The sequence below is a fragment of the Microcoleus sp. PH2017_09_SFU_O_A genome (assembly GCF_020738625.1).
Lineage (GTDB): Bacteria > Cyanobacteriota > Cyanobacteriia > Cyanobacteriales > Microcoleaceae > Microcoleus.
This window is the reverse complement of record NZ_JAEQCF010000035.1, coordinates 1-25811: the sequence shown is the minus strand read 5'-3', so window position 1 is coordinate 25811 and position 25811 is coordinate 1. Positions and strand designations below refer to the sequence as shown.

General features: G+C 46.0%; 25 protein-coding genes. 18 read left to right on the top strand and 7 right to left on the bottom strand.

The features are described 5' to 3' along the window. Positions 1-4: 4 nt before the first annotated feature. Positions 5-1270: a transposase gene (locus tag JGK16_RS14605; RefSeq protein WP_293191107.1), complete on the top strand. Its 1266-nt coding sequence runs from the start codon at positions 5-7 to the stop codon at positions 1268-1270. Here JGK16_RS14605 and JGK16_RS14600 read toward each other — a convergent pair. Further along, on the bottom strand, positions 1262-2281 hold the full coding sequence (locus tag JGK16_RS14600; protein ID WP_293191109.1) for a type IIL restriction-modification enzyme MmeI: 1020 nt from the start codon (positions 2279-2281) through the stop codon (positions 1262-1264). The genes JGK16_RS14605 and JGK16_RS14600 overlap by 9 nt on opposite strands. Before the next feature lie 270 nt (positions 2282-2551). Between JGK16_RS14600 and JGK16_RS14595 the strand changes: the two genes are divergently transcribed. Then, a complete protein-coding gene (locus tag JGK16_RS14595; protein WP_293181169.1) occupies positions 2552-2755 on the top strand; it encodes a type II toxin-antitoxin system HicB family antitoxin in 204 nt (67 codons plus the stop codon). After that, on the top strand, positions 2752-2970 hold the full coding sequence (locus JGK16_RS14590; protein ID WP_293180869.1) for a type II toxin-antitoxin system HicA family toxin: 219 nt from the start codon (positions 2752-2754) through the stop codon (positions 2968-2970). The genes JGK16_RS14595 and JGK16_RS14590 overlap by 4 nt, the downstream gene beginning before the upstream one ends. A 115-nt stretch (positions 2971-3085) precedes the next feature. Here JGK16_RS14590 and cphA read toward each other — a convergent pair whose 3' ends face one another. Both cphA and JGK16_RS14580 read right to left on the bottom strand, forming a co-directional pair. After that, on the bottom strand, positions 3086-5797 hold the full coding sequence (gene cphA / locus JGK16_RS14585; RefSeq protein WP_293191111.1) for a cyanophycin synthetase: 2712 nt from the start codon (positions 5795-5797) through the stop codon (positions 3086-3088). Positions 5798-6137: 340 nt separating this feature from the next. Continuing rightward, positions 6138-7031 (bottom strand): cyanophycinase, encoded by an 894-nt coding sequence (locus JGK16_RS14580; RefSeq protein WP_293181166.1) that lies wholly within the window; start codon positions 7029-7031, stop codon positions 6138-6140. A gap of 322 nt (positions 7032-7353) precedes the next feature. Between JGK16_RS14580 and trmD the strand changes: the two genes are divergently transcribed. From trmD to larB, 9 genes are all read left to right on the top strand, one after another. Then, complete coding sequence (gene trmD / locus JGK16_RS14575) at positions 7354-8028, top strand: tRNA (guanosine(37)-N1)-methyltransferase TrmD (RefSeq protein WP_293180863.1); 675 nt, start codon at positions 7354-7356, stop codon at positions 8026-8028. A 71-nt stretch (positions 8029-8099) separates the two neighbouring features. Continuing rightward, the gene (locus tag JGK16_RS14570) at positions 8100-9482 is read left to right on the top strand and encodes a DUF1517 domain-containing protein (protein ID WP_293180860.1); all 1383 of its coding nucleotides are present in this window, start codon (positions 8100-8102) and stop codon (positions 9480-9482) included. A gap of 244 nt (positions 9483-9726) precedes the next feature. Continuing rightward, positions 9727-10293, top strand: coding sequence for a zeta toxin family protein (locus JGK16_RS14565; protein WP_293180857.1), 567 nt, complete (start codon positions 9727-9729; stop codon positions 10291-10293). A gap of 1 nt (position 10294) precedes the next feature. After that, a complete protein-coding gene (locus JGK16_RS14560) occupies positions 10295-10474 on the top strand; it encodes a hypothetical protein (protein ID WP_293180854.1) in 180 nt (59 codons plus the stop codon). 236 nt (positions 10475-10710) lie between these two features. Then, complete coding sequence (ispF, locus tag JGK16_RS14555; RefSeq protein WP_293191113.1) at positions 10711-11190, top strand: 2-C-methyl-D-erythritol 2,4-cyclodiphosphate synthase; 480 nt, start codon at positions 10711-10713, stop codon at positions 11188-11190. 44 nt (positions 11191-11234) lie between these two features. Continuing rightward, entirely contained in the window at positions 11235-11753 is a 519-nt protein-coding gene (locus JGK16_RS14550) for a hypothetical protein (protein ID WP_293180848.1), read from the top strand. Further along, positions 11728-12333: a PIN domain-containing protein gene (locus JGK16_RS14545; protein ID WP_293191115.1), complete on the top strand. Its 606-nt coding sequence runs from the start codon at positions 11728-11730 to the stop codon at positions 12331-12333. Before JGK16_RS14550 ends, JGK16_RS14545 begins: the two co-directional genes overlap by 26 nt. Positions 12334-12376: 43 nt before the next feature. After that, positions 12377-14137 (top strand): ABC transporter substrate-binding protein, encoded by a 1761-nt coding sequence (locus tag JGK16_RS14540; RefSeq protein WP_293191117.1) that lies wholly within the window; start codon positions 12377-12379, stop codon positions 14135-14137. A gap of 168 nt (positions 14138-14305) precedes the next feature. Continuing rightward, on the top strand, positions 14306-15091 hold the full coding sequence (gene larB / locus JGK16_RS14535; protein WP_293180839.1) for a nickel pincer cofactor biosynthesis protein LarB: 786 nt from the start codon (positions 14306-14308) through the stop codon (positions 15089-15091). A 153-nt stretch (positions 15092-15244) separates the two neighbouring features. Here larB and JGK16_RS14530 read toward each other — a convergent pair whose 3' ends face one another. After that, on the bottom strand, positions 15245-15856 hold the full coding sequence (locus JGK16_RS14530) for a hypothetical protein (RefSeq protein WP_293203202.1): 612 nt from the start codon (positions 15854-15856) through the stop codon (positions 15245-15247). A 329-nt stretch (positions 15857-16185) separates the two neighbouring features. On the opposite strand from JGK16_RS14530, the gene JGK16_RS14525 reads away from it, so the two are divergent. The 4 genes from JGK16_RS14525 to JGK16_RS14510 all read left to right on the top strand — a co-directional run bounded on the left by JGK16_RS14525 (position 16186) and on the right by JGK16_RS14510 (position 18888). Beyond that, positions 16186-16398: a chlorophyll a/b-binding protein gene (locus tag JGK16_RS14525; RefSeq protein WP_293154096.1), complete on the top strand. Its 213-nt coding sequence runs from the start codon at positions 16186-16188 to the stop codon at positions 16396-16398. A 139-nt stretch (positions 16399-16537) separates the two neighbouring features. Next, complete coding sequence (gene psbP, locus JGK16_RS14520) at positions 16538-17098, top strand: photosystem II reaction center PsbP (protein WP_293180832.1); 561 nt, start codon at positions 16538-16540, stop codon at positions 17096-17098. Positions 17099-17265: 167 nt separating this feature from the next. Further along, entirely contained in the window at positions 17266-17916 is a 651-nt protein-coding gene (locus tag JGK16_RS14515) for a nucleoside triphosphate pyrophosphatase (protein WP_293180829.1), read from the top strand. A 339-nt stretch (positions 17917-18255) separates the two neighbouring features. After that, entirely contained in the window at positions 18256-18888 is a 633-nt protein-coding gene (locus JGK16_RS14510) for a hypothetical protein (RefSeq protein WP_293180826.1), read from the top strand. A gap of 140 nt (positions 18889-19028) precedes the next feature. Here JGK16_RS14510 and JGK16_RS14505 read toward each other — a convergent pair whose 3' ends face one another. Further along, positions 19029-19946 carry a calcium-binding protein gene (locus JGK16_RS14505; RefSeq protein WP_293180823.1) on the bottom strand — a complete coding sequence of 306 codons (918 nt, stop codon included), beginning with the start codon at positions 19944-19946 and terminating at the stop codon, positions 19029-19031. A gap of 292 nt (positions 19947-20238) precedes the next feature. Between JGK16_RS14505 and eno the strand changes: the two genes are divergently transcribed. Further along, complete coding sequence (gene eno / locus JGK16_RS14500) at positions 20239-21528, top strand: phosphopyruvate hydratase (protein ID WP_363319160.1); 1290 nt, start codon at positions 20239-20241, stop codon at positions 21526-21528. Between the two features lie 448 nt (positions 21529-21976). Here eno and argC read toward each other — a convergent pair whose 3' ends face one another. After that, positions 21977-23035, bottom strand: a complete 1059-nt coding sequence (argC, locus tag JGK16_RS14495; protein WP_293180817.1) for an N-acetyl-gamma-glutamyl-phosphate reductase — start codon at positions 23033-23035, stop codon at positions 21977-21979. 566 nt (positions 23036-23601) lie between these two features. Here argC and JGK16_RS14490 point away from each other — a divergent pair. Next, positions 23602-24618 (top strand): sulfate/molybdate ABC transporter ATP-binding protein, encoded by a 1017-nt coding sequence (locus JGK16_RS14490; protein ID WP_293180814.1) that lies wholly within the window; start codon positions 23602-23604, stop codon positions 24616-24618. Between the two features lie 416 nt (positions 24619-25034). Here JGK16_RS14490 and JGK16_RS14485 read toward each other — a convergent pair whose 3' ends face one another. Beyond that, positions 25035-25376 carry a low temperature-induced protein gene (locus tag JGK16_RS14485; protein WP_293203199.1) on the bottom strand — a complete coding sequence of 114 codons (342 nt, stop codon included), beginning with the start codon at positions 25374-25376 and terminating at the stop codon, positions 25035-25037. Positions 25377-25811: the final 435 nt, after the last annotated feature.

Below are 25811 nucleotides of genomic sequence, written 5' to 3'. Positions count from 1 at the left end.
TGACATGATGATAACGTACCAGTACCGAATTAAGCCTAACTCCGAACAAATTGCCATCATGGACAATTGGTTGGAGTTGTTGCGTCGGCACTGGAATTATGCTTTAGGACAAAGGTTGGACTGGCTACATCGTACTCGTTGCCGGATTGACCGATGCTCAATTATCTCAGAGCCCATTGGCAAAATACCTGAAACCGCCAATTATTACACTCAGCAATCAGCACTCAAGGAAACCAAAAAAATATTTCCTGAGTACAAAGATATTTATTCTGAAGTTCAGCAAATCAATATTCAAAGATTAGAAAAAGCTTGGTGGCGTTGGTTAACACCGGATAAAACCCTTAAACGTGCTGGTAGACCACGCTTTAAAAAGAAAGGTGAATTACGTTCGTTTTGTTTTTCTAGAGTCAATCACCCAAAAGCAGCTTGTTTTTTAACAGGAACTACATTACGAATTCCCAGAATTGGAGAAATACCAGTAATTGTACATCGTCCTATTCTTAACGGATTTACACTCAAAACGGCAACCATTGTTAAAAAAGCCGATGGTTGGTATGTTTGCTTAAGCATAGAAGATGGCAGTGTACCGACACTAATGCCAATAGATACCATAAAAACAGCAGTTGGCATTGATGTCGGTTTAGAAAAATTTTTAGCGACATCAGACGGTAAAATTGTCCGGATTCAACAAACAAGAAGAAAAGCTCAAAATCATTTAGGTAGACAACAAAGGAAGTTAGCAAATCAACAAAAAGGCTCCGCCAACTATCAAAAGCAAGCTAATAAGGTCGCCAAAATTCATCAACGAATTCAGAGACAGCGAAAAGATTTTCATTATAAAACAGCACACTTCCTGGTAAGACAATATGACTTAATTGCAGTTGAAGACCTGAATATAAAAGGACTTGCTCGTACTCACTGGGGGAAATCAATTTTAGATGCAGCTTGGGGAAGTTTCATGACGATACTGGAAGCAGTGGCGGTAATACGCGGCGTTCGTGTTGTTAAAGTTAACCCGAATAATACATCTCAAGATTGCTCAGGGTGTGGAGTTAAAGTTAAAAAAGATTTATCAATTAGGTGGCATTCTTGCCCTCATTGCCATACTGAATTAGACCGTGATATTAATGCGGCAATAAATATTTTGCATAGAGCAATTGAGGATTTTAAAGCGGTGGGACTCATCGTTTCTGCTTGTGGAGGCTTAGAGATTACTCAGCCATTGAAACAAGAAGCAAAGGAAATGTTAGCTGGGTTTCAGTTAGAATAATTCTTTTGAAGCCCCCGTTAACCGAAGCGGTATAACGGGGGAGAACGTCACCAAAGTCCCAAAAATCGCAGGTTCCACATTACACCAATCCCGCTTCGCCGCCTGTAACAACACTTCCAACTGCGTCTTTGTCAGCGCAAACGCCTGGGATTCCGCAAACAATCCGCCATTAAACCGCAACAGTTGGCCATGAAAGCCAAAACTCGTCCCCTGATTCATCGCCTCCCACAGCGCCTCTACCTCCGGCTTAAACGTCTTCGGATTGAGAATCCATCGCGTTTCCAGCGCCTGGGTAAACAGATGTTCCTTCAGCAAACCCACATCCTCAGCAAACATGGTGAAAATACAGCGCATCAAAAACTGGGGGACTTGCTGCGGATCGACATTTGCCTCCATCCGCTTCGCCAACTCTGCCAAATCCGCCGCCACTTCCCGCGTTACCCGCGCCGCAATCTTCTCTGGGTTGCGCTGCTGCGGATTGCTAAATATATCGACAAACAGATCGAAAACATCCGGCTTTCGCAACTCTGTCAGCGCAATTTCTCGCCGCGCCCCGTAGCCGCCGTAATCGCCGCTAAACCCCATCCACAATTCAAAATGATCGCCAATATCACAAGTTAACAAAAACGGCGGTTTGCTGGTGAAAGTTCGAGTATAAGCAACTGCTTGCACAAACGCTTTTTCCATCTCTCGCAAATAGGTATTCGTTCCCCGTTTTGCCGTTCCTTTTTTACCAGTCGTGCCGCCCTGTTTTGCCTCGATTAAAAAGTGTTCGGCTTTGTAAAAATCCACAAACCCCGAAGTTACTTTGCCACTGGGATGAAAGATTTTGAGATCTTTATCAAAGCAGTAAGGATCGTTGGGAATTCTGCCTTTATCGATCGGGCGATCGACTCCCAGCGCATCGCACATTTCCGCAAAAAACAACTGGTAGTTGGCGCGTTCATTGCCGCTAGAACCTGCCCACCGATTGATGAATGTTTCGACTCTGGTGCGATCGACCTCATTCATGCTTCAATCCTGCTGCTTGCTTTTTCCTTATTTTATAATTAGATCGGTTCGGATTGGCGATTTATCTGGCGATTTTGCTTTATAGCAACCGCCTTGGCGGTTAGGACGCTTTACTATTGATATTTGCTATAATATGTTTGACGATATTCCTAGATACAGGCGGACTCAAAAACCCGGCTTCTGCCTTAAAGTCGATCGTTCACAACGAAGATTTTGCCTAGGAACCGGGTTTTTATGGCTTTAGTGCGTGAAAAATACCTCAATAAATCTATGAAAATTAGAGCGATCGTACATCCCGCAGAAGAAGGTGGCTATTGGGCAGAAGTTCCAGCGCTTCCCGGCTGCATTACTGAAGGAGACACGATAGAAGAAGTAATAATTAATTTAAAAGATGCGATCGAAGGTTGGCTGGAAGTTGCTAATAGTCGTGAAGCAATTGCCTCCACAGATCGAGTTGTGGAAATTGCTGTATGAAATCTATTTCGGGCAAGCGACTTTGCAAAATAGTAGAGCAGAAAGGTTGGGTTCTGAAAAGAGTTACTGGCAGTCATCATATCTATGAAAACCCGGAACTAGAACAAATTTTGTCAATTCCTGTTCACCGAAATCAAGATTTGAAACTTGGAACCTTGAGAGCTTTAATGAAAATAGCTCAGCTATCTGAGGAAGATTTACAAAGTTTTTCTTAAGTATAGCAGGTTTCATAAAAATCAGGAATTACGTAATTTCTAAAGCAAAAAGGTTGGGTTTCCTTTCGTTAACCCAACCTATTAATTAAATGAGACTTAAGACTTTAGCCTTGATTTACACCGAAGTTTTCAAACTGTCGCGCGACTCGGAAACCCGATCGACAATAGCAGCATTTACCGCAGATTCCTTAATCGGTTTCCGGGCTTCAATCAAAGCCAGAGCTTTCGTGACGCCTTCGGGTAAAATCACCACCAAACTGCCTGCTGGTGCTCGATCTAAAGCCTTGTTAACAGCAATTGTCTCGTCGAGAATCAACTCGTATTCAACTTTAGACTTGTCTGGGGTGCGTGCGGCGATCGCCTCTGCAATCCCTTGGCAAATTAACTTGGCCACCACACCGGGTTCTCGCCCGCGCCTGTCAACATCTTCTTTGACAATAATCCGATCGAACATATCGGCAGAAAGTTTGCCCAAAGTGACAAAATCTTCATCTCGTCTATCCCCCGGCGCACCAACTACCCCGATCCGCATTCCTTCCCAATTCTGCACAAAACTACCCAAAGCTTTGTAGCTGTGCGGGTTGTGGGCGTAGTCGAGCAAAGCGTGATAGCTGCCCAAATTAAACAGGTTCATCCGTCCCGGAGTTTGACCGACGGAGGCCTGAAAGCTGGACAAAGCCGATCGAATATCCTCTATTTTCACTCCCTGAGCAAAAGCCGCCAAACAAGCCGCTAAAGCATTCGCAATCATAAACGGCGCCCGCCCGCCCATCGTCAGCGGCACATTCACAGCCTGCTCAATTCTCAGCGTCCAATCGCCTTTGAGGATGGACAAGTAGCCGTTTTCGTAAATTGCTGCCAGCCCGCCCGCAGCGGTGTGTTTGGCAACCAATTCGTTGTCCGGGTTCATCGAAAAATATGCAATTTGAGCCTTGACACGCTGCGCCATCTGTGATACAAGCGGGTCATCTGCATTCAAAACTGCATAGCCTTTGGGCATTACTGACTCGACGAGGACGCTCTTGAGTTTGGCTAGTTGTTCCACGGTGTCGATGTCGCCGATTCCCAAGTGATCCGCCGCGACGTTCAAGACGACACCGACATCGCACTGATCGAAGCCCAAGCCCGATCGCAAAATTCCGCCTCTAGCCGTTTCCAGCACCGCCACTTCCACCGTGGGATCGGACAAAATCAAATGAGCGCTCTGCGGCCCGGTATTATCTCCGCTCTCGACTAAATAATCGCCGATGTAAGTGCCGTCAGTAGTCGTGTAGCCGGTAATTTGACCAGTCTGCTTGACAATGTGCGCCAGCAGACGAGTAGTTGTAGTTTTGCCGTTGGTTCCAGTTACCGCTAAAATCGGCACCCGGCTGGGTTGAGGCGATGGGAATAGCATATCGAAGACGGCGCCGGCGACGTTGCGGGGCAAACCCTGGCTCGGCGCGACGTGCATTCTGAAACCGGGTGCTGCGTTGACTTCGACGATGACTCCGTTTGTATCGCGCAGGGGTTGGGAGATGTCGGATGTTACTACGTCAATGCCGGCGATGTCTAAACCGATGATTTTGGCGACTCGGGAAAATAGCCAGACGTTTTCTGGGTGGATTTCGTCGGTGCGATCGACTGCAATGCCACCGGTGCTCAAGTTTGCTGTCGCGCGCAGGAATACTCTTTCGCCGGCCGGCAATACCGAGTCCATCGCGTAGCCTTGTTTTTGCAGCAAATCGAGGGTCAATTTGTCGATCGTAATTCGGGTGAGCACGTTGTCGTGTCCGTCTCCCCGCTGCGGATCGCGGTTTACTTCTTCAACGAGCTGTTCTACTGTAGACTTGCCATCTCCCACAACGTTAGCGGGGACTCGTTCGGCGACTGCTACGACTTGTCCGTTGACTACTAATACTCTGTGGTCGCGGCCGGTGTAGTAGCGCTCGACAATCACACTCTTGGTTTTTGATGCGTTGCTGGCTAAATCGTAGGCTTCTTCTGCTACTTCCCAGGAGTTGATGTCGATCGTAATTCCGCGGCCGTGGTTGCCGTCTAGCGGTTTGAGGACGATCGGATAACCGCCCACATCTTCGATCGCTCCTTCCAGTTCGTCCAAATAATTAATCACCGTCCCTCTTGGAACCGGTACGCCAGCAGCCCCGAGGATATTTTTGGTACCTTCCTTATCACAGGCTAGTTCTACCCCCAAAACTCCCGTGCGGTTGCTGAGAGTTGCCTGAATCCGCTTTTGGTGCACCCCGTAACCGAGCTGAATCATAAACCGGGCGCTCAAAGGTATCCAGGGAATGCCCCGCGCTTCTGCTTCCTTGATCAGTGTTTCGGTACTCGGGCCCAGGGCCGCCGACAAAGCAAACTCTCTGAGATCTCTCAAATCTTGGGCTAATTCCGCTGCTGGATAGCTTCCAGTATCGGCAATGCTCTGGCACATCCGCACGCCCGCCCGGGTGGCATAGCGACCTGCTTGTTCGTTTTGATACTCGATTACTACCTGGTAAATGCCTGGTGTGGCAGTTTCGCGGGTGCGACCGAACCCGACCGGCATTCCTGCCATTTCCTGAAGTTCTAGGGCTACGTGTTCGATGACGTGTCCCATCATTGTGCCTTCTCTGACCCGTTGCAGGAAGCCTCCCTGATGGCCGGGGGAACAGTGATGGTCGTCCAAACTCGGGAGTGTGGCGGTCAACCCTTCGTAGAAGCCAGGAATTTCAGATGTGGTTTTATCTGCCAACTCCTCTAAATCCAGACGCATGAGGACGAGTTTGTGGCGTCTGATGCTCCAGTAGTTGGGGCCGCGTAACGTCTGGATTTTAAGTATTTTCATGACTGTCAGAGGGGTATGGGTCGCTAAATCTTATAGGTAATTGCAGCATTTATTCAATTTGGAGCTAGATTGCTCGATCGACTGTTCGCTGTGAACAGTTTTGCATTGAATTTCCAGTTATAGGCCGCCAGCGAAAGAAAATTAATGCCCCAGCGATCGGCTAGAAACAAGTGCACGTAAAGGGCAGGAACCAACTAGAAGCCAGAAGGTAGAATAAGAGTGTGATTCTACCTTCTGGTGTCAGCGCGTGGCTGCTTTGGAATACATCCTTCTGTTGTATCTTTGATTGGGCCCAAATGCCGCATACTTTCTGCCCGATCGATGACTCTGATATCCTGCGTTAGTTTGCTGTGCGGCATTCCAAAGGCCAGCCAGACTCGGAACAGGCTGCCGATGGCATTGGTTTGCCTAGGGGCATATTGTAGCAATCTCCGTGACACAAGACGTGCAAGCGCATATTGAACAGACTTAAGGGTTCTGTCGCTGCTACCATTGCCTCGTTGGTATAAAAACTTTCCCTAGAATCAACAATAGTCACCGTGCCTTTACCTAGAACCTTCATAGTATCGTCTCCCTCAAACAAAGCGCAGGTATCTTCGTCAATACCAATAGCGAGGCGATCGGGATGACAAGCCACAGCCGACAACAAGCGAGCCATGCGGTTACGATTGTGAAAATGCTGGTCTACGATGATATTGGGAATAATGTTAAGTCCGTTTGCCATGTCTACCAAAGAGCGGTTGGGTGACGCGCCGCTTCCGCCACCTGCAATCATGTGATATCCCATTACCGCAGCACCCGCACTGGTGCCGGCGAGGGTAATCTTACCCGAGAGAGTATATTCGCGAATTTTTTCCATCAGCGGAGTGTCGGCCAGCAGCCCGCAGAGCCGCAGTTGGTCGCCACCTGTGATGAATACGCCCGTACAGTCTTCCAAGTAATCTTTCCAGACGGGGTTTTCGCCTTGTTCGCGTTCGCGGATGTCAATGACTTTGACGGCACTCACGCCCATTTCGTCAAATATGGTGCGATAGCGGTTGCTAATTCCTTCGGGATCTCGGGAAGCGCAGGGAACGATCGCCAGCCGAGCGTTTGTACCCCCAGCACGGCAAAAAAAGGTATTCAGAATCTCTCGCCCGTGAACCTTGTCTTCGGCTCCTCCGATGACCATAATCGAGGTTTTCGTGCGCTGGGAAAGATTGTGTTCTAGGGCTTGAGATGTCAACTGCTGCATGGTGTGTCTTCCTCTGTGAGATGTGAAATTAAATTTTGCCGTGCCTGTGAGTACAATGGGGCTTTTTAAGAGTAAATATTTTTTGGTGCGAGTAAGGTGCGATCGCGCGATCGCGCAGTTGTTTAAGGGCGATTTTACACAAGTCACCGTCCTGAGAACAGATGATTGTTGTACAAAATCGGCTCGCGGACAAAGGAAGAGAATTTAAGTGGCAAAAATTCTCAGAAATTATAAGAAATTATAAAGAATAAAGCAATTACTGAAAACCGATCGGCCTCTCCGGGTCAAACTAGAGGTGATGTATCAATAAATTCCAATAATTGTGCGATTTGACGTAGTTACCCTGTTTCCAGAATTTTTCCTGGCTCCCCTAGCATCGGGACTCATGGGCAAAGCCTTAGCTAAAAATATTGCTGAGGTAAATTTTGTCAATCCCCGCCATTTTACCACAGACAAGCACCAGCGAGTCGATGACGAACCTTACGGGGGCGGAGTGGGGATGCTGATGAAGCCGGAACCAATTTTTGCTGCGGTGGAATCGCTACCGGTTTTGCCGAGACGGGAGGTGATTTTGCTGACTCCCCAGGGCGAACCGATGCAGCAGCCGATGTTTCGGGAGTTCGCCACCGGGTGCGATCAGTTGGTGTTGATTTGCGGCCATTATGAGGGTGTGGACGATCGAGTGCTGCACTTGGTAACTCGCGAGGTGTCTCTAGGCGATTTTGTGCTCACAGGCGGGGAAATTCCGGCTTTGGCTTTGATTAATGGGGTTTTGCGATTGTTGCGGGGAACCGTGGCCAAGGAAGATTCGCTGAAATTTGAGAGTTTTGAAGACGGACTTTTGGACTATCCGCAGTACACTAGGCCGGCCGATTTTCGGGGATTGAAGGTACCCGACGTGTTGCTGTCTGGTAATCACGCAGAAATTGCTCGCTGGCGCAAGGAACAGCAAATTGAAAGAACTCGATCGCGCCGCCCGGATTTGCTAGCGGATTAATTAACTGTAGGCTGTGGGCTGTGGGCTGTTGACGTTCTTGATTTAACACTGGATTTTTTCCCAGAGAATTTATGCTAAAAAATCAACTTTTGTGCTGTTGGGCGATCGGCTTTTTGCTCGCGGGTGAAGTTACTGTAAATTTAACTCCCAGCAGCGGTGGCAAATGGTTAAATATTAACCAGGAAGCTTTGGCAAGAAGCAGCGGCGGCAGCAGTGGAGGAAGTAGTGGCGGGCGATCGAGTTCTTCTAGTTCTTCTTCTAGTTCTTCTTCCAGTTCCAGCCGTTCTAGCAATACCTCACCTAATTCTTCTAGTTCTTCTAGTTCCAGTAACAGCAGATCGAATAGTGCTGCTAGTTCCAATCCCAGCCGCCCCAGCAACAGCAGCAACACTGGCGGAAGAGTTCGCAGCGGCTCTTTTGACAAGCCCGCCGCACCTGCACCTGTCGCCGCACCTAACCCTCCGATTCCGCCACAATCTAGCAATAACAGAACTGTAATTATCCAGCAGCGCACCTATAATTCAGGGCCGAGTTATGTAGTTCCTTATAATTCCGGTAACAGTCAGCAAAACACAGGTTCAAATCAACAACCAGCCGTCAATCCAGCACCAGTTACCACTAATAATAATTCGGGCGACAGCGATCCCAATTCGCCAACTTCAGACAATCCAGATAACAGTCAGCCAAATATAGGTTCAGAGCAACAACCAGCAGTCAATGCACCAGCACCAATTACCACTGACAATAACTCGAATAACCCTCCGAGTTCGGAATCTGATGATGATTGGAAAATTGTAGTGTTTTGGCTGTTTGTTGCTGGAGGTTGCGTTGCGTTAATTGCTTACTGTATTTACTATTATCGACAACACCCTGCCAAAGAATCTAAAAAACAAATTTTTGCGGTCACTAAGTTGCAAATTGCCATGTTGGCAGAAGCTCGCGAAGTTCCCAGTCAGCTAACTGAACTAACGTTAAGTTCTGACATAAAAAATGCTAATCAACGTGCGGAATTTTTGCAAGAAGCTGTTTTGATTGTTTTGCGAAATCGAGAAAAGTGGACTCACGTTTGTGCGAATTCCCAGATAGTCGAAAGTCGAGAACAAGCAACGCAAATATTCAATCAAATTTCGATGCAAGAACGCAGCAAATTAAGTGTGGAAACTTTGAGTATGGTGAATGGCGATATCCGTCGCAGACAGTCTGTTAGTGCTGGCGATGAAGAGCCTGGAGAGTATATTACAGTCACGTTTTTGATAGGGACAGAGAATAGCAGACCGCTGTTTGGAGACATTCGCGATGTTGCGAAGTTGAAAGCAGTGTTAGAAAAATCGGCGGCGACTCCTGCTGAGAATCTGCTGGTTTTAGAGGTGATTTGGAGTCCGCAGCAGGAAACGGATAGTTTGACAGGCGATGATTTGTTGGGTGCTTATCCAGATTTGATTCGGGTTGCTTAGACTAGCATTGCATCAATCTTTGATTGATAGATATACCGCAGCTTAAAGTGGTCGTAGGGTGTGTCGCCACGAACAATTCCTAGTTACATATCGACAATTTAAGAGCGACGCACCTGACCACAATAGTTTGACAAACAAACACAACTTTATTTATTGTATAGCAATCTTTTGTCAAAATGATATAAGGTGCAAGCTACGCACCATACAAAACCTAAGTCCTGCCTGATTAATTTATGCTAAACTTATGCCGAATCTTTACATAATTGGTGGCGCTAACGGTTCCGGCAAAACCACTGCATCAATGAGTTTATTGCCCAATTTTCTCGACTGTTTTGAATATGTCAATGCAGACGCGATTGCGGCTGCACTTTCGCCATTCAATCCCGAGTCGGTAGCGATTACCGCCGGACGAATCATGCTAGAAAGACTGCAAACACTATCTAATTCTGGAACTGATTTTGCTTTTGAGACTACTCTAGCAGCCCGTAGCTTTGCAACTTTTCTCAGAAGTTGTAAAACAAAAGATTATACAATTAACCTAATTTACTTTTGGCTGCGATCGCCCGAACTGGCCGTAGCAAGAGTAGCCCGACGGGTAGCTAGCGGCGGTCATTCTATCCCAGAAGATGTTATCCGCCGCCGCTATGACAGAGGACTGCGAAATTTGATAGCTCTGTATTTGCCACTGTGCGACAATTGGATTATCTATGACAACTCTCACGAAACGGCTCAGTTAGTAGCAGAAGGGAGTATCGAGGAAGAACAGATAATCTATAATATTGAAAGCTGGAATCAAATAACTCAAAAATAAAATGAAACAATCAAAACCAAGACAACTTTTATCTACAAAGATTAATGTTGGAGTGAAAGCGGCAGTTGCAGCAGCTATTGAAAGACACCGCAAATTAGGTGAATCTATTGCTGTGTGGGAAGATGGGAAAGTAGTAATTTTAACAGCCGATCGCATTCCTCCAATATCGCCCGAAACATAAAACAAGTCAGTCGCCCAAAAAACCTACTCATATCCACACAGACTATGACATAATACTCTACTGTCTGCTTTTTAGCCACCTAAAATTCACCAAAAAGAATTGGTTTAAAGCCCAAACCCCGATCTGGAAAAATTAAAATCAGATTATTCATTACTCCAATCCTCGGACTTCTAGGTAAAGGTGGCCCCTCCGAAGTCAACTGTCAACTGTCAACTGTCAACTGTCAACTGAATGACATGAACATCCGCATCGGTAACGGTTACGACATTCACTGCTTAGTTCCAGAACGCCCCTTGATCCTCGGTGGCGTCCACATTCCCCACGAATTAGGCTTATTAGGACACAGCGACGCAGACGTACTCACCCACGCGATTATGGACGCGATGCTGGGAGCTCTGTGTTTGGGAGATATCGGCCTGTATTTCCCGCCAACTGACCCAAAATGGAAAGGTGCAGACAGTCTCGTGTTGCTGGCACAAGTCAATCAGTTAATATTAGATAAAGGCTGGGAAATTGGCAATATTGACTCGGTGGTTGTGGCCGAACGTCCGAAGCTGAAACCGCATATTAAGCAAATGTGCGATCGCCTTTCTGCTGTCCTACAATTAAAACCAGACCAAGTTGCCATCAAAGCTACTACCAACGAAAAGTTAGGGCCCGTGGGGAGAGAGGAAGGAATTGCAGCCTATGCTGTAGTTTTGTTAATGCTAAAATAGTTGTCAGGTTATGACAATTTTCCGCTAATTTAGGAGTCAAATCTATGCTTGCCGAAAACTTGAAAATCGAAACCCCAATCGACGTTGACATCATCGCTCTCGATAAGGACGATCGGGTAGTCGTGCTGATTGAAGTCAAAATTATTCAAGCTCAAGAAACAGCAGCCAAGCAGAAGATTACCGATCGCATGATATCTTGGATGAAAGCTGCCTTGGCAAAAATGTCCGAAGAACGCACACTCATTCCTTATGCCATGTTTGTTGACACCGAACAAATTCTGATTTTCAAATGGGACGGAGTAAATTTATCTGAACCTGTTTGTTCTCTAAACACTGGTGAGATACTTCGCAATTATGAGCCGGAATTTCACAACAAGCGGATATTTAAGCGATACCTAACAAGATTGATTGAAGCATGGCTGCGCGACTTAGCTTATAATTGGAAGTCTGAGATTCCAACTGCGTCAGAACAGATAGAACAAATCGGTTTGCTGCCACTGCTAGCAGGTGGAACGACAAAATCAGGAGTAGAAATTGGTGGCAATTTTATATATCGAGACTAACTTTTTGATGAGCATTGCTACAGGACGCGACCCTGATGCTAACAACTTGTTGTTAAGTGTACCGACATCAGTCAACATAGCAATACCAGATATTTGCTGCATGGAAGCACTATCAGCTTTAGAAGACGAGATCAAGCGACGCAACCGTTTTTTCGGTGAAATGCAAAAACAAATCAGTCAGCTAAAGCGAGATAAAACTTCACCATCTGCCCAGTCTCTTGTCTTCCACTTAGAGGAAGCCCTCACCGAGAATGAGGGGCTGCTCAATGATATTAATGCACGTCTTTTTAATGCTCTTGATTTGTTGGTTGCCAAGGTAGAAATGATCCAATTAACAGCGCAAATACTTCGAGAAAATTTGGATTCAATTTTTATTGAAGAAGACCCGACAGACAATTTAATTCTCAACTGCATTTTGAACCATGCACACTTACAACCTAATCAAGTTAAGGTATTTTTGAGCAATAATACAAAGGAATTTGGTCTGCCATCAGTTCAAGATGCTTTGCGGGAAGTAGGGATAACCAAGTATTTTTCGCGTACTGAAGACTTTCTAGGGTGGTTGCAATCTCAGTCGTAGTTGGACGGAAATGGTATATTTAAAAGCTATGAAAAATTCTACGATGTTATATTCAAAACTACGATCGCTCTTGATTTTACTGGCGGTAATTGCCGCGATAACTCTGTCTGCGTGCACTCCAGCCCGATCGACTAACTTAGCAAACAGACTCGTCGTTCCCACCCCCAGCGGCCCGGCTACGTTTAACTACCCGCTAAATCAGTCTGCATACAGCGTGTTTGGCTATATGTACGAGGGATTGCTCAACGAAAACGGGGTGACATCGAAACTAGAACCCGGTTTAGCTGAATCCTGGGAAGTTTCTAAAGATGGCAAAAAGATTGTCTTCACCCTGCGAGAAGGATTGAAATGGTCGGACGGCGAACCGATGACAACTGATGATATTATATTCAGCTATGAAAAGATTTATTTCAATGAAAAAATTCCTAGCGGCTTGAAAGATAATCTGAGAGTTGGCATCAGCCGTCAATTACCAAAACTCAAAAAAATTGACAGCCGCCGCATTGAATTTTCAGTGCCAGAACCTTTTGCTCCTTTTATTAGATTTGCTGGGGGAATACCGATTTTACCAGCTCATATCTTGCAGGAAGCTGCCACCCAGACAGAGGCAGACGGCAAGCCTAAATTCCTGTCTGCTTGGGGTACGGATACTGACCCCAAAAAAATTGTCGGTAACGGCCAATACCGAATGCTGAGCTATACTCCCAACCAGCGCGTTGTTTTGGAACGAAATCCCTATTTTTGGCGCAAAGATACAGAGGGTAACAGTCAGCCTTACATCCAGCAAATTGTCTGGCAAATTATCGAAAATACTGACAATCAACTGCTGAATTTTCGATCGGGCGATTTGGATACTCTGGACGTGCAGCCGGAGGTGTTTCCGCTGCTGAAACGGGAGGAAAAACGCGGCAAATATACGATATTCAACGGCGGCCCAGACACTGGCAGCGTGTTTATGTGTTTCAATCTGAATAAGGGGCGTAACGCTCAAAATCAGCCGTTTGTAGACCCGATTAAGTCTAAGTGGTTTTTGAGTAAGGAGTTTCGACAGGCGATCGCCTATGGCATGAACCGCGACGCCATGACTAACAATATCTATCGCGGGCTGGGCGCACCACTACATTCGCCGATACCCGCGCAAAGTCCGTTCTACTTGTCTCCAGAACAGGGATTAAAAACTTACAGTTACAATCTGGAAAAAGCGAAAGAGTTACTGTTAAGTGCAGGATTCAAGTATAATAGTAACGGCGAATTGTTGGATGCTGAGGGCAACAAAGTGCGGTTTACTTTGTTGATGGCCGCAGGCAAAAAAGTGCGGGAGCAAATGGGAACGCAAATTAAGCAAGATTTGGGTAAACTGGGGATGGAAGTTGATACGCAGTTCCTGAGTTTTAACACTTATGTGGAAAAGCTGCGCCTGACTAAAAATTGGGATACTTACCTCGGCGGTTTTACCGGAGGTACTGAACCGCACAGCGGTTACAATATTTGGTCAGTCAAGGGGACTTTGCACAGTTTCAACCAGGGCCCGCAAGCTGGAGAACCGCCGATTAAAGGTCGGGAAGTTTACGACTGGGAGCAGAAAATTGATGACTTGTATGTGAAGGCTTCTCAGGAGCTTGACGAGGCGAAGCGCAAGGAACTGTATGGGGAGACGCAGCGGATTATCGCGGAACAAGTGCCTTTTATTTATATGGTGAATCCGCTGACTTTTGAGGCGGTGCGCGATCGCGTTTCGGGAATTCGCTATAGTGCTCTCGGCGGTGCTTTCTGGAATTTGTATGAACTGAAAATTGCAGAATAGTCATTATTGGTTCGTAGTGAGGACTTTAGTCCTCAGAAAGAAGGACTAAAGTCCTTACTACGAACCCATCTTAAGTAGTGAGGACTTTAGTCCTCAGAAAGAAGGACTGAAGTCCTTACTACGAACCCATCTTAAGTGTTGTTTGAGCCCAGAAGATATCATTAGTTCATGGAACCTGAAATTTTACAGAAGTTACTCGAATCTGTGGCGGCGGGCGATGTTAGCCCGATCGCAGCTTTGGACAAATTAAAGCATTTTGACTTTGAACAAGTCGGCGATTTTGCCAAAATTGACCACCACCGCACCTTAAGAACCGGTTTTCCCGAAGTCATCTGGGGCCCCGGAAAAACGCCAGACCAAATTGTTGAGATTATCGGGGCGATGCGCGGCCGAAATCCTGCGGTGATGGCGACGCGAATTGAACCAGAGGTTTTTGAGAAATTGCAGCAAAAAATACCCGACTTGTGCTACTACCAAACAGCTCGAATTTGTGCAATTTCTGATAAATCCTCCACTCCCCAGCATCCGGGTACAGTGACTATTATCAGTGCTGGAACAGCGGATTTGCCTGTGGCGGAAGAAGCGGCTGTGACTGCGGAACTCTGCGGTTTTGGGGTTCGGCGTTTGTGGGATGTGGGAGTTGCCGGCATTCACCGCTTGCTAAGTAATCGCCACGTAATTGATGATGCTGATGTGTTGATTGCGGTTGCGGGTATGGAAGGTGCCTTGGCGAGTGTGGTTGCAGGTTTGGCGGATTGTCCGGTGATTGCTGTGCCGACGAGTGTAGGCTACGGCGCGAGTTTTGGCGGGATTGCTCCTCTTTTAACTATGCTCAATTCTTGTGCGGCTGGTGTGGGTGTGGTTAATATTGATAATGGGTTTGGGGCGGCGATTTTGGCTTGTCAAATTCTCAGAACTTCTGCCAAAGTGGGGAGAATAGGAGAAGGCGAATAGAAGAAAGACCGGGCGGTTAAAATTGCGTTATTTTCTTCAGTCCGCGGAGGCGGACTTAGTTTGTGTAGACGCGGTTTCAACCGCCGTCTTATTTTTCGTCCCAACAGATGAGAACTAAAGAATACAGGCGGTATGATTCAAAGGGATTTGATATTACTTACCAGCCAGCCAAATCGGATAACCCGAAGAATCCTCAGCTTTCAACTTTTGCGCCTGATAACTTTTGCTCGTCCAATTAGCTACTGTTTCCAGACTTTCGGTCAAAAAACCTTCGCTACCAAACGCTTCAAATCCCAAAGTCCACGACGCAGTGCCGTTAACATTTAACTGAGTAATTTCTACAATACAGCCTTGGGGAATTGGGGCTTCGACAGGCACAGACATCAGCACGCCCGGGGCAGAAACTTGGTAAAGACGCTGGGCTCGCTTTTTTTTCACCCTCACCCACTTTCCAGTTGCGATTATATCCGCCGGTACTGGCGCCATCGTGTCGGCACATATCCACTTCAGCCATTTCTCGACTTTGCCTTCCCAGCGGTTGCCGAACTGCATCACCCCCAATTCTTCCTGCCGCCACTTTACTTGTAAATTTTTCCCGCGCAGTTTTACTCCCAAGTAGTCGCAACTAGGTATCAGCAAATATAAATCTTCTCGCTCTTCAGGCGGGGATAGATACCCGCCCAGACTCTCGCTTCCAAACCATTGCCCGATCGGTTTTGGCAGCGCACCGCTATAAAACCACCGCATTTCCAGACTGGCCCGCATAAATTTTTCCTCCATTCTTCCACTATTTTCGTCAAACCCAGACTGGGATTTGCCACACCATCGATTTTTGCGCCTCTCAACTCTATCCTCCCCCCTCCGGGGCCGTGAGTCTACTGTCTACAGTCATGCCATTGGAGATTTAAGATTTGAGATTTTAGGTTGGGAATTACTTATTCTATAGGGGTTTCGAGCTTGTCAGCCCGTTGGATTTTTGGGGGAAACTGGTATCTGAGTCGCGACTTTGAAAAAAAAACTCATAATCCTTTACATCTCTTCATAAGTCTGTTACATTAGTTTACATTACACCAAAAACAACTTAGGACACTGACATGGCTGACAGAGGCTTACTACTTGACAACGACGGTAAAATGAACAATTTTGCGATCGAGCCCAAAGTATACATTGACGATGAAGCCCGCACAGGCTTTACACCCTACGCAGAACGCTTGAACGGCCGACTTGCCATGATTGGTTTTGTTTCTCTCTTGGCTTTAGAAGTTTCTACCAAGCACGGACTGATTAGCTGGCTAACTAACCTGTAATAACTTTGTTTAAAATTAAACTGTACGGCTATGGCTTGCCAGCAATACACAATTGGCGATCCATAGCTTAACTATTTTTGCAAGGTTTGATGAGACAATTTAAATTAAATATTTTAGTGTTACGGTACTTGTAAAAATAATGCTCAAACGAATTGCAGCAATACTTCTGGTGGTTTTCTCTCTCAGCTTGACCGGTTGTGTCTCTGTAGCTACCGGACTCAAAAGCTACGTTGATACTGGCGACGGCTATCAATTTCTTTATCCTAACGGCTGGTTGCCGATCGCAGTTTCTAACGGGCCCGATGTGGTGTTCCGCGATTTGATCCAGCAAACTGAGAATGTCAGCGTGGTCATCAGTCCAGTGGCTGGGAACAAAACTCTCGCAGATTTGGGCACGCCGACGGATGTGGGATACAAGCTTAGTAAAAGTGCGTTAGCGAAGCCCTCGAAGAGGATCGCCCCGGCTGATTCCGGCCGCGAAGCTGAATTAGTCAATGCAGAAAGTCGGGAATCGCGATCGAAAAACTATTACATTTTAGAATACGCCGTCAAACTCCCAAACCAACAACGGCACAACTTAGCTAGCGTAGCAGTCAGCCGTGGCAAACTATTTACCCTGAACGTTTCCACTACCGAAGAACGCTGGCCGAAAGTCAAAGAAGCTTTTGAGAAAGTTGTTAAATCTTTCTCTGTTTATTAGGGTTAAAAAGTAATTTGACAGTGGGCATTGGGCATTGGGCATTGGGCATTGGTCATTGGAGGTAGAGCCTGGAAGGTTATTGGTAACAAATAACTAATGACAAATAATAACTGTCAACTGTCAACTGTCAACTGTCAACTGTCAACTGTCAACTGACTTCTTAACTTATGAAAACTCCAACTTTTGTATTAGCTTCAGCTTCCCCCGCGCGCCGCAGCCTGCTAAGCAATGCAGGCATTCAAGCTGTGATTTGCCCCAGCGACTTTGATGAAGGGCAAATAAAAATGAGGGATGCTACTAAATTAGTGCAGGTTTTAGCAGAAGGAAAAGCTGACGCTGTAGCTAGTTTTTTGCTGGCTAATTCTCACCCGCAAATCCCCAATCCCAAATCGTGTGTAGTGTTAGGATGCGATTCAATTTTGGTCATTGATGGTGAAATTCACGGCAAACCCAAGGATGCCGACGAAGCAATCTCGCGCTGGCAAAAAATGCGCGGTAAAGTTGGCGAACTTTATACGGGTCATGCTTTAATTGATACGAGATTTGATAGCTTTGATGTGGCAATGGATCGATCGCTCATTCGCTGTCAAGTTACAAAAGTTTATTTTGCGGAAGTTACCTCGCGTCAAATTGCTGCTTATGTCGCTACGGGAGAACCTCTCGCCTGTGCTGGCTGTTTTGCACTCGAAGGCAAAGGCGGCTTTTTTGTGGAAAAAATCGAAGGTTGTCATACCAATGTGATTGGTTTGAGTTTGCCTTTGCTGCGGCAAATGCTCCGCGACATGGGATATGATGTGGCAGATTTCTGGCAATCTTAAACGGAACTTACCCCCTGTCGCGGTAGTTAGGCAGTCTAAATCGTTTGCTGTATATACGATAGAAGCATTTATTTGTCAAAAATAAGTAGTCATGTATGGTTGGCGATGGGAGCATCTCATTTTTGTAAAAAGCGTTTTTTCTTTGAGTGCGAGCTTAAGAGCTCGCGTATTGTACAATACGCGAGCTCTTAAGCTCGCACTATAATAATAAATGCAAAACTGAGATGCTCCCTTGGCGATCGCCCAAAAATTTAGTAAAATATCGCTTTTTTTATGTTCGCGTTGGCTATTTTTAGCATAATCTGATTCTTATAGCCTATTGAATTGAAGAAAAAAACGATGAAAAAGTTAATGCCCTTACTACTGAGTGCCGTATTACTCAGTAACGCTGTTGCTTGTCAGAAGTCAAACGAGCCGATCGGCAAAACTTCTGCTCCGGCTAACCAAAGCAACGCTAGTTCCGGTAAGCTAAAAAATCAGGCAGCGGCCATCCCTGCTGGAACCAGTTTTGATACCATTCTCCAACAAGATTTATCCACGGGTAAAAACCGCAACAACGAGCGTTTTACTCTGCGAGTCAAAGGAGGAGATAAAACTCTTAAAGATGCCGTGATTCAGGGACATCTGGAAGATGTCGTCAAAGCAGCTAAAGGCAAAAAAGCGAGTTTGCATCTAGTTTTTGATGACATTAAACTCGCAAATGGTGCAGCCGCTCCCCTTGATGTTACCTTAGTAAATACTCAGGTAGAAACCAAAACCAAAGGCAAGTTTGTTCAGAATGCTGGCATTATTTTAGCTGGAGCAGTGGCCGGTAAATTCGTTGGTGATAAAGCGAAATTCAAGCATGGTACTTTAGCTGGGGGTGCAGCAGCAACGGCTTATGTCTTGTCTAGTCCTGGTGGTGAAGTTGTCCTTAAAAAAGGAACCAATGTTAAGCTGAAACTTAAAAAGCCTCTCGATACGAGTCCATAAAAACCTGGTTTCTGACCACCCGTGCATAATCTAAGAAACCGGGTTTTTTTGAGTTTCTACGCTGTCACCAACAATTTTCGTAAAAACCCGGTTTCTGGGCACTCGCGACCATCTAATAAACCGGGTTTTTTTCACAAATCCTATCCAAGGGCGATCGCACTATCAGACACAGAGGTAAATTGAAGTTGACTCGGCGAAACATCTTTCACCAAGCCCAAGATATTGCCGGTGCTAGCTTCCCGAATCACCGTCGCCTTAGTATCCAGAAATCTAAAATCAGCAGTTTGAATCGTTCCCGGAGGAACAGGGCCACTGCTCGCGTAATCTCTCGCATCACCAATTGTTAAAAACTTTTCCGTTAAAACAATATCATTTCGCGTCAGTCCTCCCGCCAATCCGATTACATCACCTTGCGCTGGATTGTAGTCAAGAATAAAATCCGCAGGCACTTGCTCTACGTTAGCAGGAAAAGTCCCAGCAGGACGTGGTTGATCGGAACCAATTTCACGCGAAGTTGCTCCAGCTTCTCTCCGGAGGACAAACAAATCTGCACCTTCTCCTCCCCAAAGTCTGTCAATTCCAGCATCACCGATTAGAGTATCGTTGCCACTTTCTCCTACTAAAGCATCACTGCCTTGGCCACCTCTAACAAAGTCATTTCCCGTGCCTCCATAGGCGTAATCATTGCCTTGATTGCCGCTGAGAATATCGTTGCCACATTCTCCGTACAGTATGTCAAAATCTTGACCGCCGCGAATAGTATCATTGCCACAACCTCCGATTAAAGTATCTGCGCCCCCATTCCCATTCATCAGTTCCGCACCACCGGAACCTCGGACAAAATCGTCGCCTGCTAAGGCTCGCAAACCTCCGGGAGTGTTGCGGAGAATTCCGTTGGCTAATTGAACTGTATCGTTGTTGGGAGTAAGGTCAAAAAAGTTGGGATCGCTAGGATTTGGCAAAGGCCCTGTGAGTAATCTGATGTTTGGTGGATCGGGAATAATTCGATCGGAGTCGATAGCTGAGGCTTTAACTGTTCCGAGATTTGTTTCTAACATTTAAGTTTTCCCTGATTGATTGATATGAACTTTCTAGACAGTCTTATTTTAATAAATGTTCCAATTAACAAATGTGCGTGTATTTGCGGTTAAACAAATTAAATGACTGTCAAAATTACCACAAATATTCAACAAGCACAGCTTATTGACACTTGGATGTAGCCCAAATCCGCAAATATTTTGAACTCTGCGCCAATAATTCTCGGGATCGCGTACTCTATTACCCGTCAGCAGTCAGTGTGGGAGAACCGACAGACTGCCAAATGTCATCAAACCTTGAGCAAAGTCAGGAATCGTTAATATGCAAGACACTGCGATCGAATCTATCAAAGCCAGAGAAATCCTCGACTCCCGCGGCCGCCCTACCATCGAAGCTGAAGTGTATCTAGCCAATGGTGTTGTCGGACTCGCCCAAGTGCCCAGCGGCGCGTCTACAGGCTCTTTTGAAGCCCACGAACTCCGCGACGATGACAAAAAACGTTACGGTGGTAAGGGAGTTTTGAAAGCGGTTGCTAACGTCGAACACAAAATTGCTCCCGCTTTGGCTAATCTGGATGCGATCGACCAACCATTAATCGATCGCACTATGATTGACTTGGACGGTTCCCCCAACAAGTCTAACCTCGGCGCTAATGCCATTCTCGGAGTCTCCCTAGCCACAGCAAAGGCGGCCGCCGAGACTTTACAAATACCCCTTTACCGCTACTTGGGTGGCGCTTTGGCTAACGTTTTACCAGTGCCTTTGATGAACGTCATCAACGGCGGTTCCCACGCCGACAACAACGTAGACATTCAAGAGTTTATGATTGTACCGGTGGGAGCACCTTCTTTTAAGGAAGCTTTGCGCTGGGGTGCAGAAGTATTTGCTAGTCTGGCTAAAGTCTTAAAAGACAAAAATTTGCTGACTGGTGTTGGCGATGAAGGCGGTTTTGCTCCTAATTTGGGTTCCAATCAGGAAGCTTTGGATTTGTTAATGATGGCAATTGAAAAAGCTGGCTACAAACCGGGTGAACAAGTTGCTTTGGCTTTGGATGTTGCTGCTAGCGAATTTTACAAAGATGGGAAGTACACCTATGACGGTGTGGCTCATTCGCCAGCAGAATTAATCGATTATTTGGATGGTTTGGTTGGACAATATCCGATCGTTTCCATTGAAGATGGTTTGCACGAAGACGATTGGGATAGTTGGGTGGCGCTAACTCAGAAAATGGGTAGCAGAGTTCAATTGGTGGGTGACGATTTGTTTGTTACTAATCGCACGCGCTTGCAAAAAGGGATTGATTTGAAAGCTAGCAATTCGATTTTGATTAAGCTGAATCAAATTGGTTCTTTGACTGAGACTTTGGATACGATCGACTTAGGGAAGCGCAACAGCTATCGATCGGTAATCAGCCACCGTTCGGGTGAAACTGAAGATACTACAATTGCTGATTTAGCCGTAGCGACTCGCGCCGGTCAAATCAAGACTGGTTCTCTGTGCCGCAGCGAACGGGTTGCTAAGTATAACCGTTTATTGCGGATTGAGGACGAATTGGGCGATCGGGCAATTTATGCTGGTGCGATCGGTTACGGGCCCAAATAAAATTTGGTAATGGGTAATTGGGAATTGGGAATTGGTGTCAACAACCAGGTCAAACGTAGTCACACATGGCTGTTTACCACCAAGGCTCGATCCCCCCTAGCCCCCCTTGAGAAGCAGGGTGGTTTTATTGTCGGGAAAAGAAATCTGAAACTACCAAAATTATCGCTCAAAGATTGGCTCGCGCTTGGGCGAAGGTACGTAGTTGCGCTTAAGCGCTCTTTCCTAATCTTATAAAGAGCGCTTAAGCGCAACTACGTACCTAATTTGTGTGACGACAATAAAACCACCCTGCCTAGCCCCCCTTGAGAAGGGGGGGACAAGAAGCATTCAAAGTCCCCCTTCTTAAGGGGGATTTAGGGGGATCGAGACTAAGCTACAAACGAGATTTATCAATGGTTTCAAACTTAAGTTGACACTGATCCCCATTACCAATTACCATGCCCCATAATCACGGATAGAAAGCCAATTGAGGTAAACCCAAAGTTTCTTCCCAGCCCATCATCAAGTTCATGCACTGGATGCCTTGACCGGCTTGACCTTTAATTAAATTGTCGATCGCCGACATCACAATTACCCTATCAGTGCGCGGATCTACTTCCACGCCAATGTAACAAAGATTCGTGCCGCAAGCCCATTTAGATTGCGGATAAACCCCAGCCGGTAACACTTTTACCAAAGGAGAATTGCGGTAAAAAGCACTGAAAATGGTGATCAAATCTTCCCGCACCAATCCCGGATCGCGCAAATTTGCGTAAACAGTTGCCAGAATTCCCCGCACCATCGGCATCAAGTGGGGAGTAAATTGGACTTTGATATCTTGTCCGGCCAAATGGCTGCAAACTTGCTCAATTTCTGGGGTGTGGCGGTGGCGGCCTACCCCGTAAGCGCCGATCGAATTGTCAGCTTCTGCCAACAACAGATTAACTTCGGCTTTGCGGCCCCCTCCCGAAGATCCTGATTTGGCGTCGATAATTGCTGTTTCTGGCTCGATCAGACCTTGTTTGAGTAAGGGGGCCAGGGCTAATAAACTAGCAGTGACGTAGCAGCCGGCACAGCCTACTAATTGAGCGTCTTTAATGCGATCGCGATACAATTCTGGCAAACCGTAAACAGCCGTTGCAGCTAAAGCAGAGTCCGATCGCTCGCCGCCGTACCAAGCTTTGTAAGTGTCCAGATTTTCAAATCTGTAGTCAGCCGACAAATCCAAAACTTTGCAGCCGCCTTCAATCAGCGTCGGTGCCATTTGGCAAGCTAAACCATTCGGCAGCGACAGAAACACAACTTCACATTTTGCCGCTATTTTATCTAGGTCGATCGCCTCAATAGTCAAATCAATGCAGTTAGTCAGATGCGGATAAAGGCTGGAAAAAGGTTTTCCCGCACTGCTATCCCCGCCTACATACACTACTTCTGCCGCTGGGTGATCCGCCAGCAGCCGCACCAGTTGTACGCCGCCATAACCTGAAGCGCCAACTATGCCTACAGGCACAGGTCTAACATCTCCCATTTTCCTTTATCCCCTCAGCCTTTGAAGTCAAAAACGCTTGAACTTTTGCTGCATTGTAGTACCAAACGCCAACTTTGGTGGTAAATAATTGTGTTGTTTTGTTATTGACGTGGATTTTTGTAAATTTTCCGGTGTTTGACCAAGAATTTCAACGGTGGTACCCGCCACGTGATTTATCCGTGGAATCAATCCCAAATCGAAAATCGAAAATCCTCTCTTCCCCCGAATTTATCCGTGGGCTCAATCTAAAATCTAAAATCTAAAATCTAAAATCGATTGACTCCGCCCAAAAACCAATACAAAGTCCCGCAGGGCTGTGGTGGAGAGGCCAAAATTTCAGACTCGCATTGAATCTTCCAGAGTCAATCTCAAATCTAAAATCTCCTATCTAAAAACGGATGTGCGATCGCCAAAACCCTAAAATTAAGCAACGGATGTGCGATCGTGCTATAAAATCTTACATAAATCTATCCATAAACCGGGGATTAACTTTTTTCGCTCTTTCCTCGAACCTCAAAGCTCAACATCCGTTAAATCCATTACACTCATCCGTTGCCGAATTTCCTATGGGAATAGTTGTAGAAGACGTATCAAAACAGTTTGGCAGTTTCCAAGCACTCGATCGAGTCAGCTTGAAAATTGAATCAGGTTCTCTAGTCGCACTGCTGGGCCCGTCTGGTTCCGGCAAGTCCACCCTGCTGCGACTGATTGCAGGTTTAGAAATGCCCGACTCCGGCAAAATCTGGCTGACAGGCCAAGATGCCACCAATACTAGCGTCCAAGACCGCAAAATTGGATTTGTGTTTCAGCACTACGCGCTATTCAAGCACATGACAGTGCGAAAAAATATTGCTTTCGGCATGGAAATTCAGAAAACTCCACCGACGAAAGTCAAATCCCGCGTAGAAGAATTGTTAAATTTAGTCCAATTGGGAGGATTGGGCGACAGATACCCGTCGCAACTTTCAGGAGGCCAGCGTCAGCGGGTAGCCCTCGCCAGAGCCCTGGCTGTGGAACCAAAAGTGTTACTGCTAGACGAACCTTTTGGAGCTCTCGATGCCAAAGTCCGCAAAGATTTGCGCGCTTGGTTGCGAAGACTCCACGACGAAGTGCACGTTACCACAGTCTTTGTGACGCACGACCAAGAAGAAGCGATGGAAGTTGCCGATCGAATTACAGTAATGAATAAAGGTAAAATCGAACAAGTAGGCACACCCGCAGAAATTTACGACCATCCAGCTAGTGCATTCGTCATGAGTTTTATCGGGCCTGTGAATGTCTTGCCCAGCAGTTCGAGAATGTTTCAAGACAACGGCTTTGACTCAGCCAACCCAGAAATTTTCTTGCGCCCTCACGACGTAGTAATTGAAACTACCGAAAATAGTGCAACAGTGCCGGCAAGAATCAGTCGCTTGATTCATTTGGGATGGGAAATTCAGGTGGAATTAACCTTAGATGACGGTCAAGTGCTGAATGCTAATTTGACAAGAGAAAGATTCGATAACTTGCAGTTGCAGCCGCAGCAAAGAGTGTTCGTCAAGCCGAAAGATGCCAAGTCATTTCCACTTTATTATTCTATCTGATATCATATCCTCTGAGAACAACACCATAAAATTGGTTTGTAGTAAGGACTTTAGTCAAGCGTAATGGATGCGGACGGGAGCATCTCATTTTTGTAAAAAGCATTTTTTTTATTATAGTGCGAGCTTAAGAGCTCGCGAGTTGTACAATACGCGAGCTCTTAAGCTCGCACTATATATAAATGCAAAACTGAGATGCTCCCGATGCGGACTCGCATTCCGAACGATCAAACACTCTGATCTCAATTCTTCAAACTAGAGCTAAATTGATATCGGACACAAAAAAATAAGGACACGGCATTGCCGTGTCCCTGTCGTGCATTTCAATTGCATATTCGGGACGGGCTAGAAGCCCATCCCACAAGACTTGAATTATTTCTTGACATACAGTTTAAATGCACAACAGCTTAGCTGCCCAATTAGTCTTTGATTTTGCTGACAGCCTTTTTGACTTGTTGCTCAAAGGATGTCGCGCTTGTATTAGAAGGATTTTTCATCTTCTCGCTGTCAGCATCTCCCTGAACTTCATTAATCCCTTCATTAGCTTTTTTCTGAGTTTCTTCCAGAGACATCGGGTCTTTCAAAACAGCTTTTTGAGCTTCTTTCTCAATCCCCAAAAGTTGAGCTTCACCTTTGGTGGGGCTGCTGGTAACGGCAAAAGCTGTGAAAGCATTGGAAACAAACATCAATGCACAAAAACAAACAACTATTAAACTGCGAACTAAACGCTTGACTGGGAGGTTAAAGCTGATAAAAGACATACAAAATTTCTCCGTATTTAGAAGTTTTGATCGTTGAGATTGTTAACAGGCTGAATTTAACTCAATTTCTGCACAATCTTTAACTCAAGTTTGATAAAAGCCACTTGAATCAGCAGTGGCAATCAGTTAATTTGAGCTAATTAATATTTAGCTTAAATAACGGGGTTATGAAATCTTTCTCAGGGAATATTTGGGCTTTGTGTCTTCCGATAGTTGACACTCTCAGGGAGTCAACGCCACTGAGATTCTGCGGACAAAGTAGATTTAGGTAATACCCAAAGTCTAACTCTCGCTGGGAGTCGTCAAAGACCGTCTACCCAGTTGGTTTAAGCTTACACCTAACTTACTGGCTACTTTTCTCAAAATAATTAAAGTCAGTGAAGGAGTCGCCCCCTCCACTGCTCTCCAAAACGGAACGTGATAGTTTCCCATCAT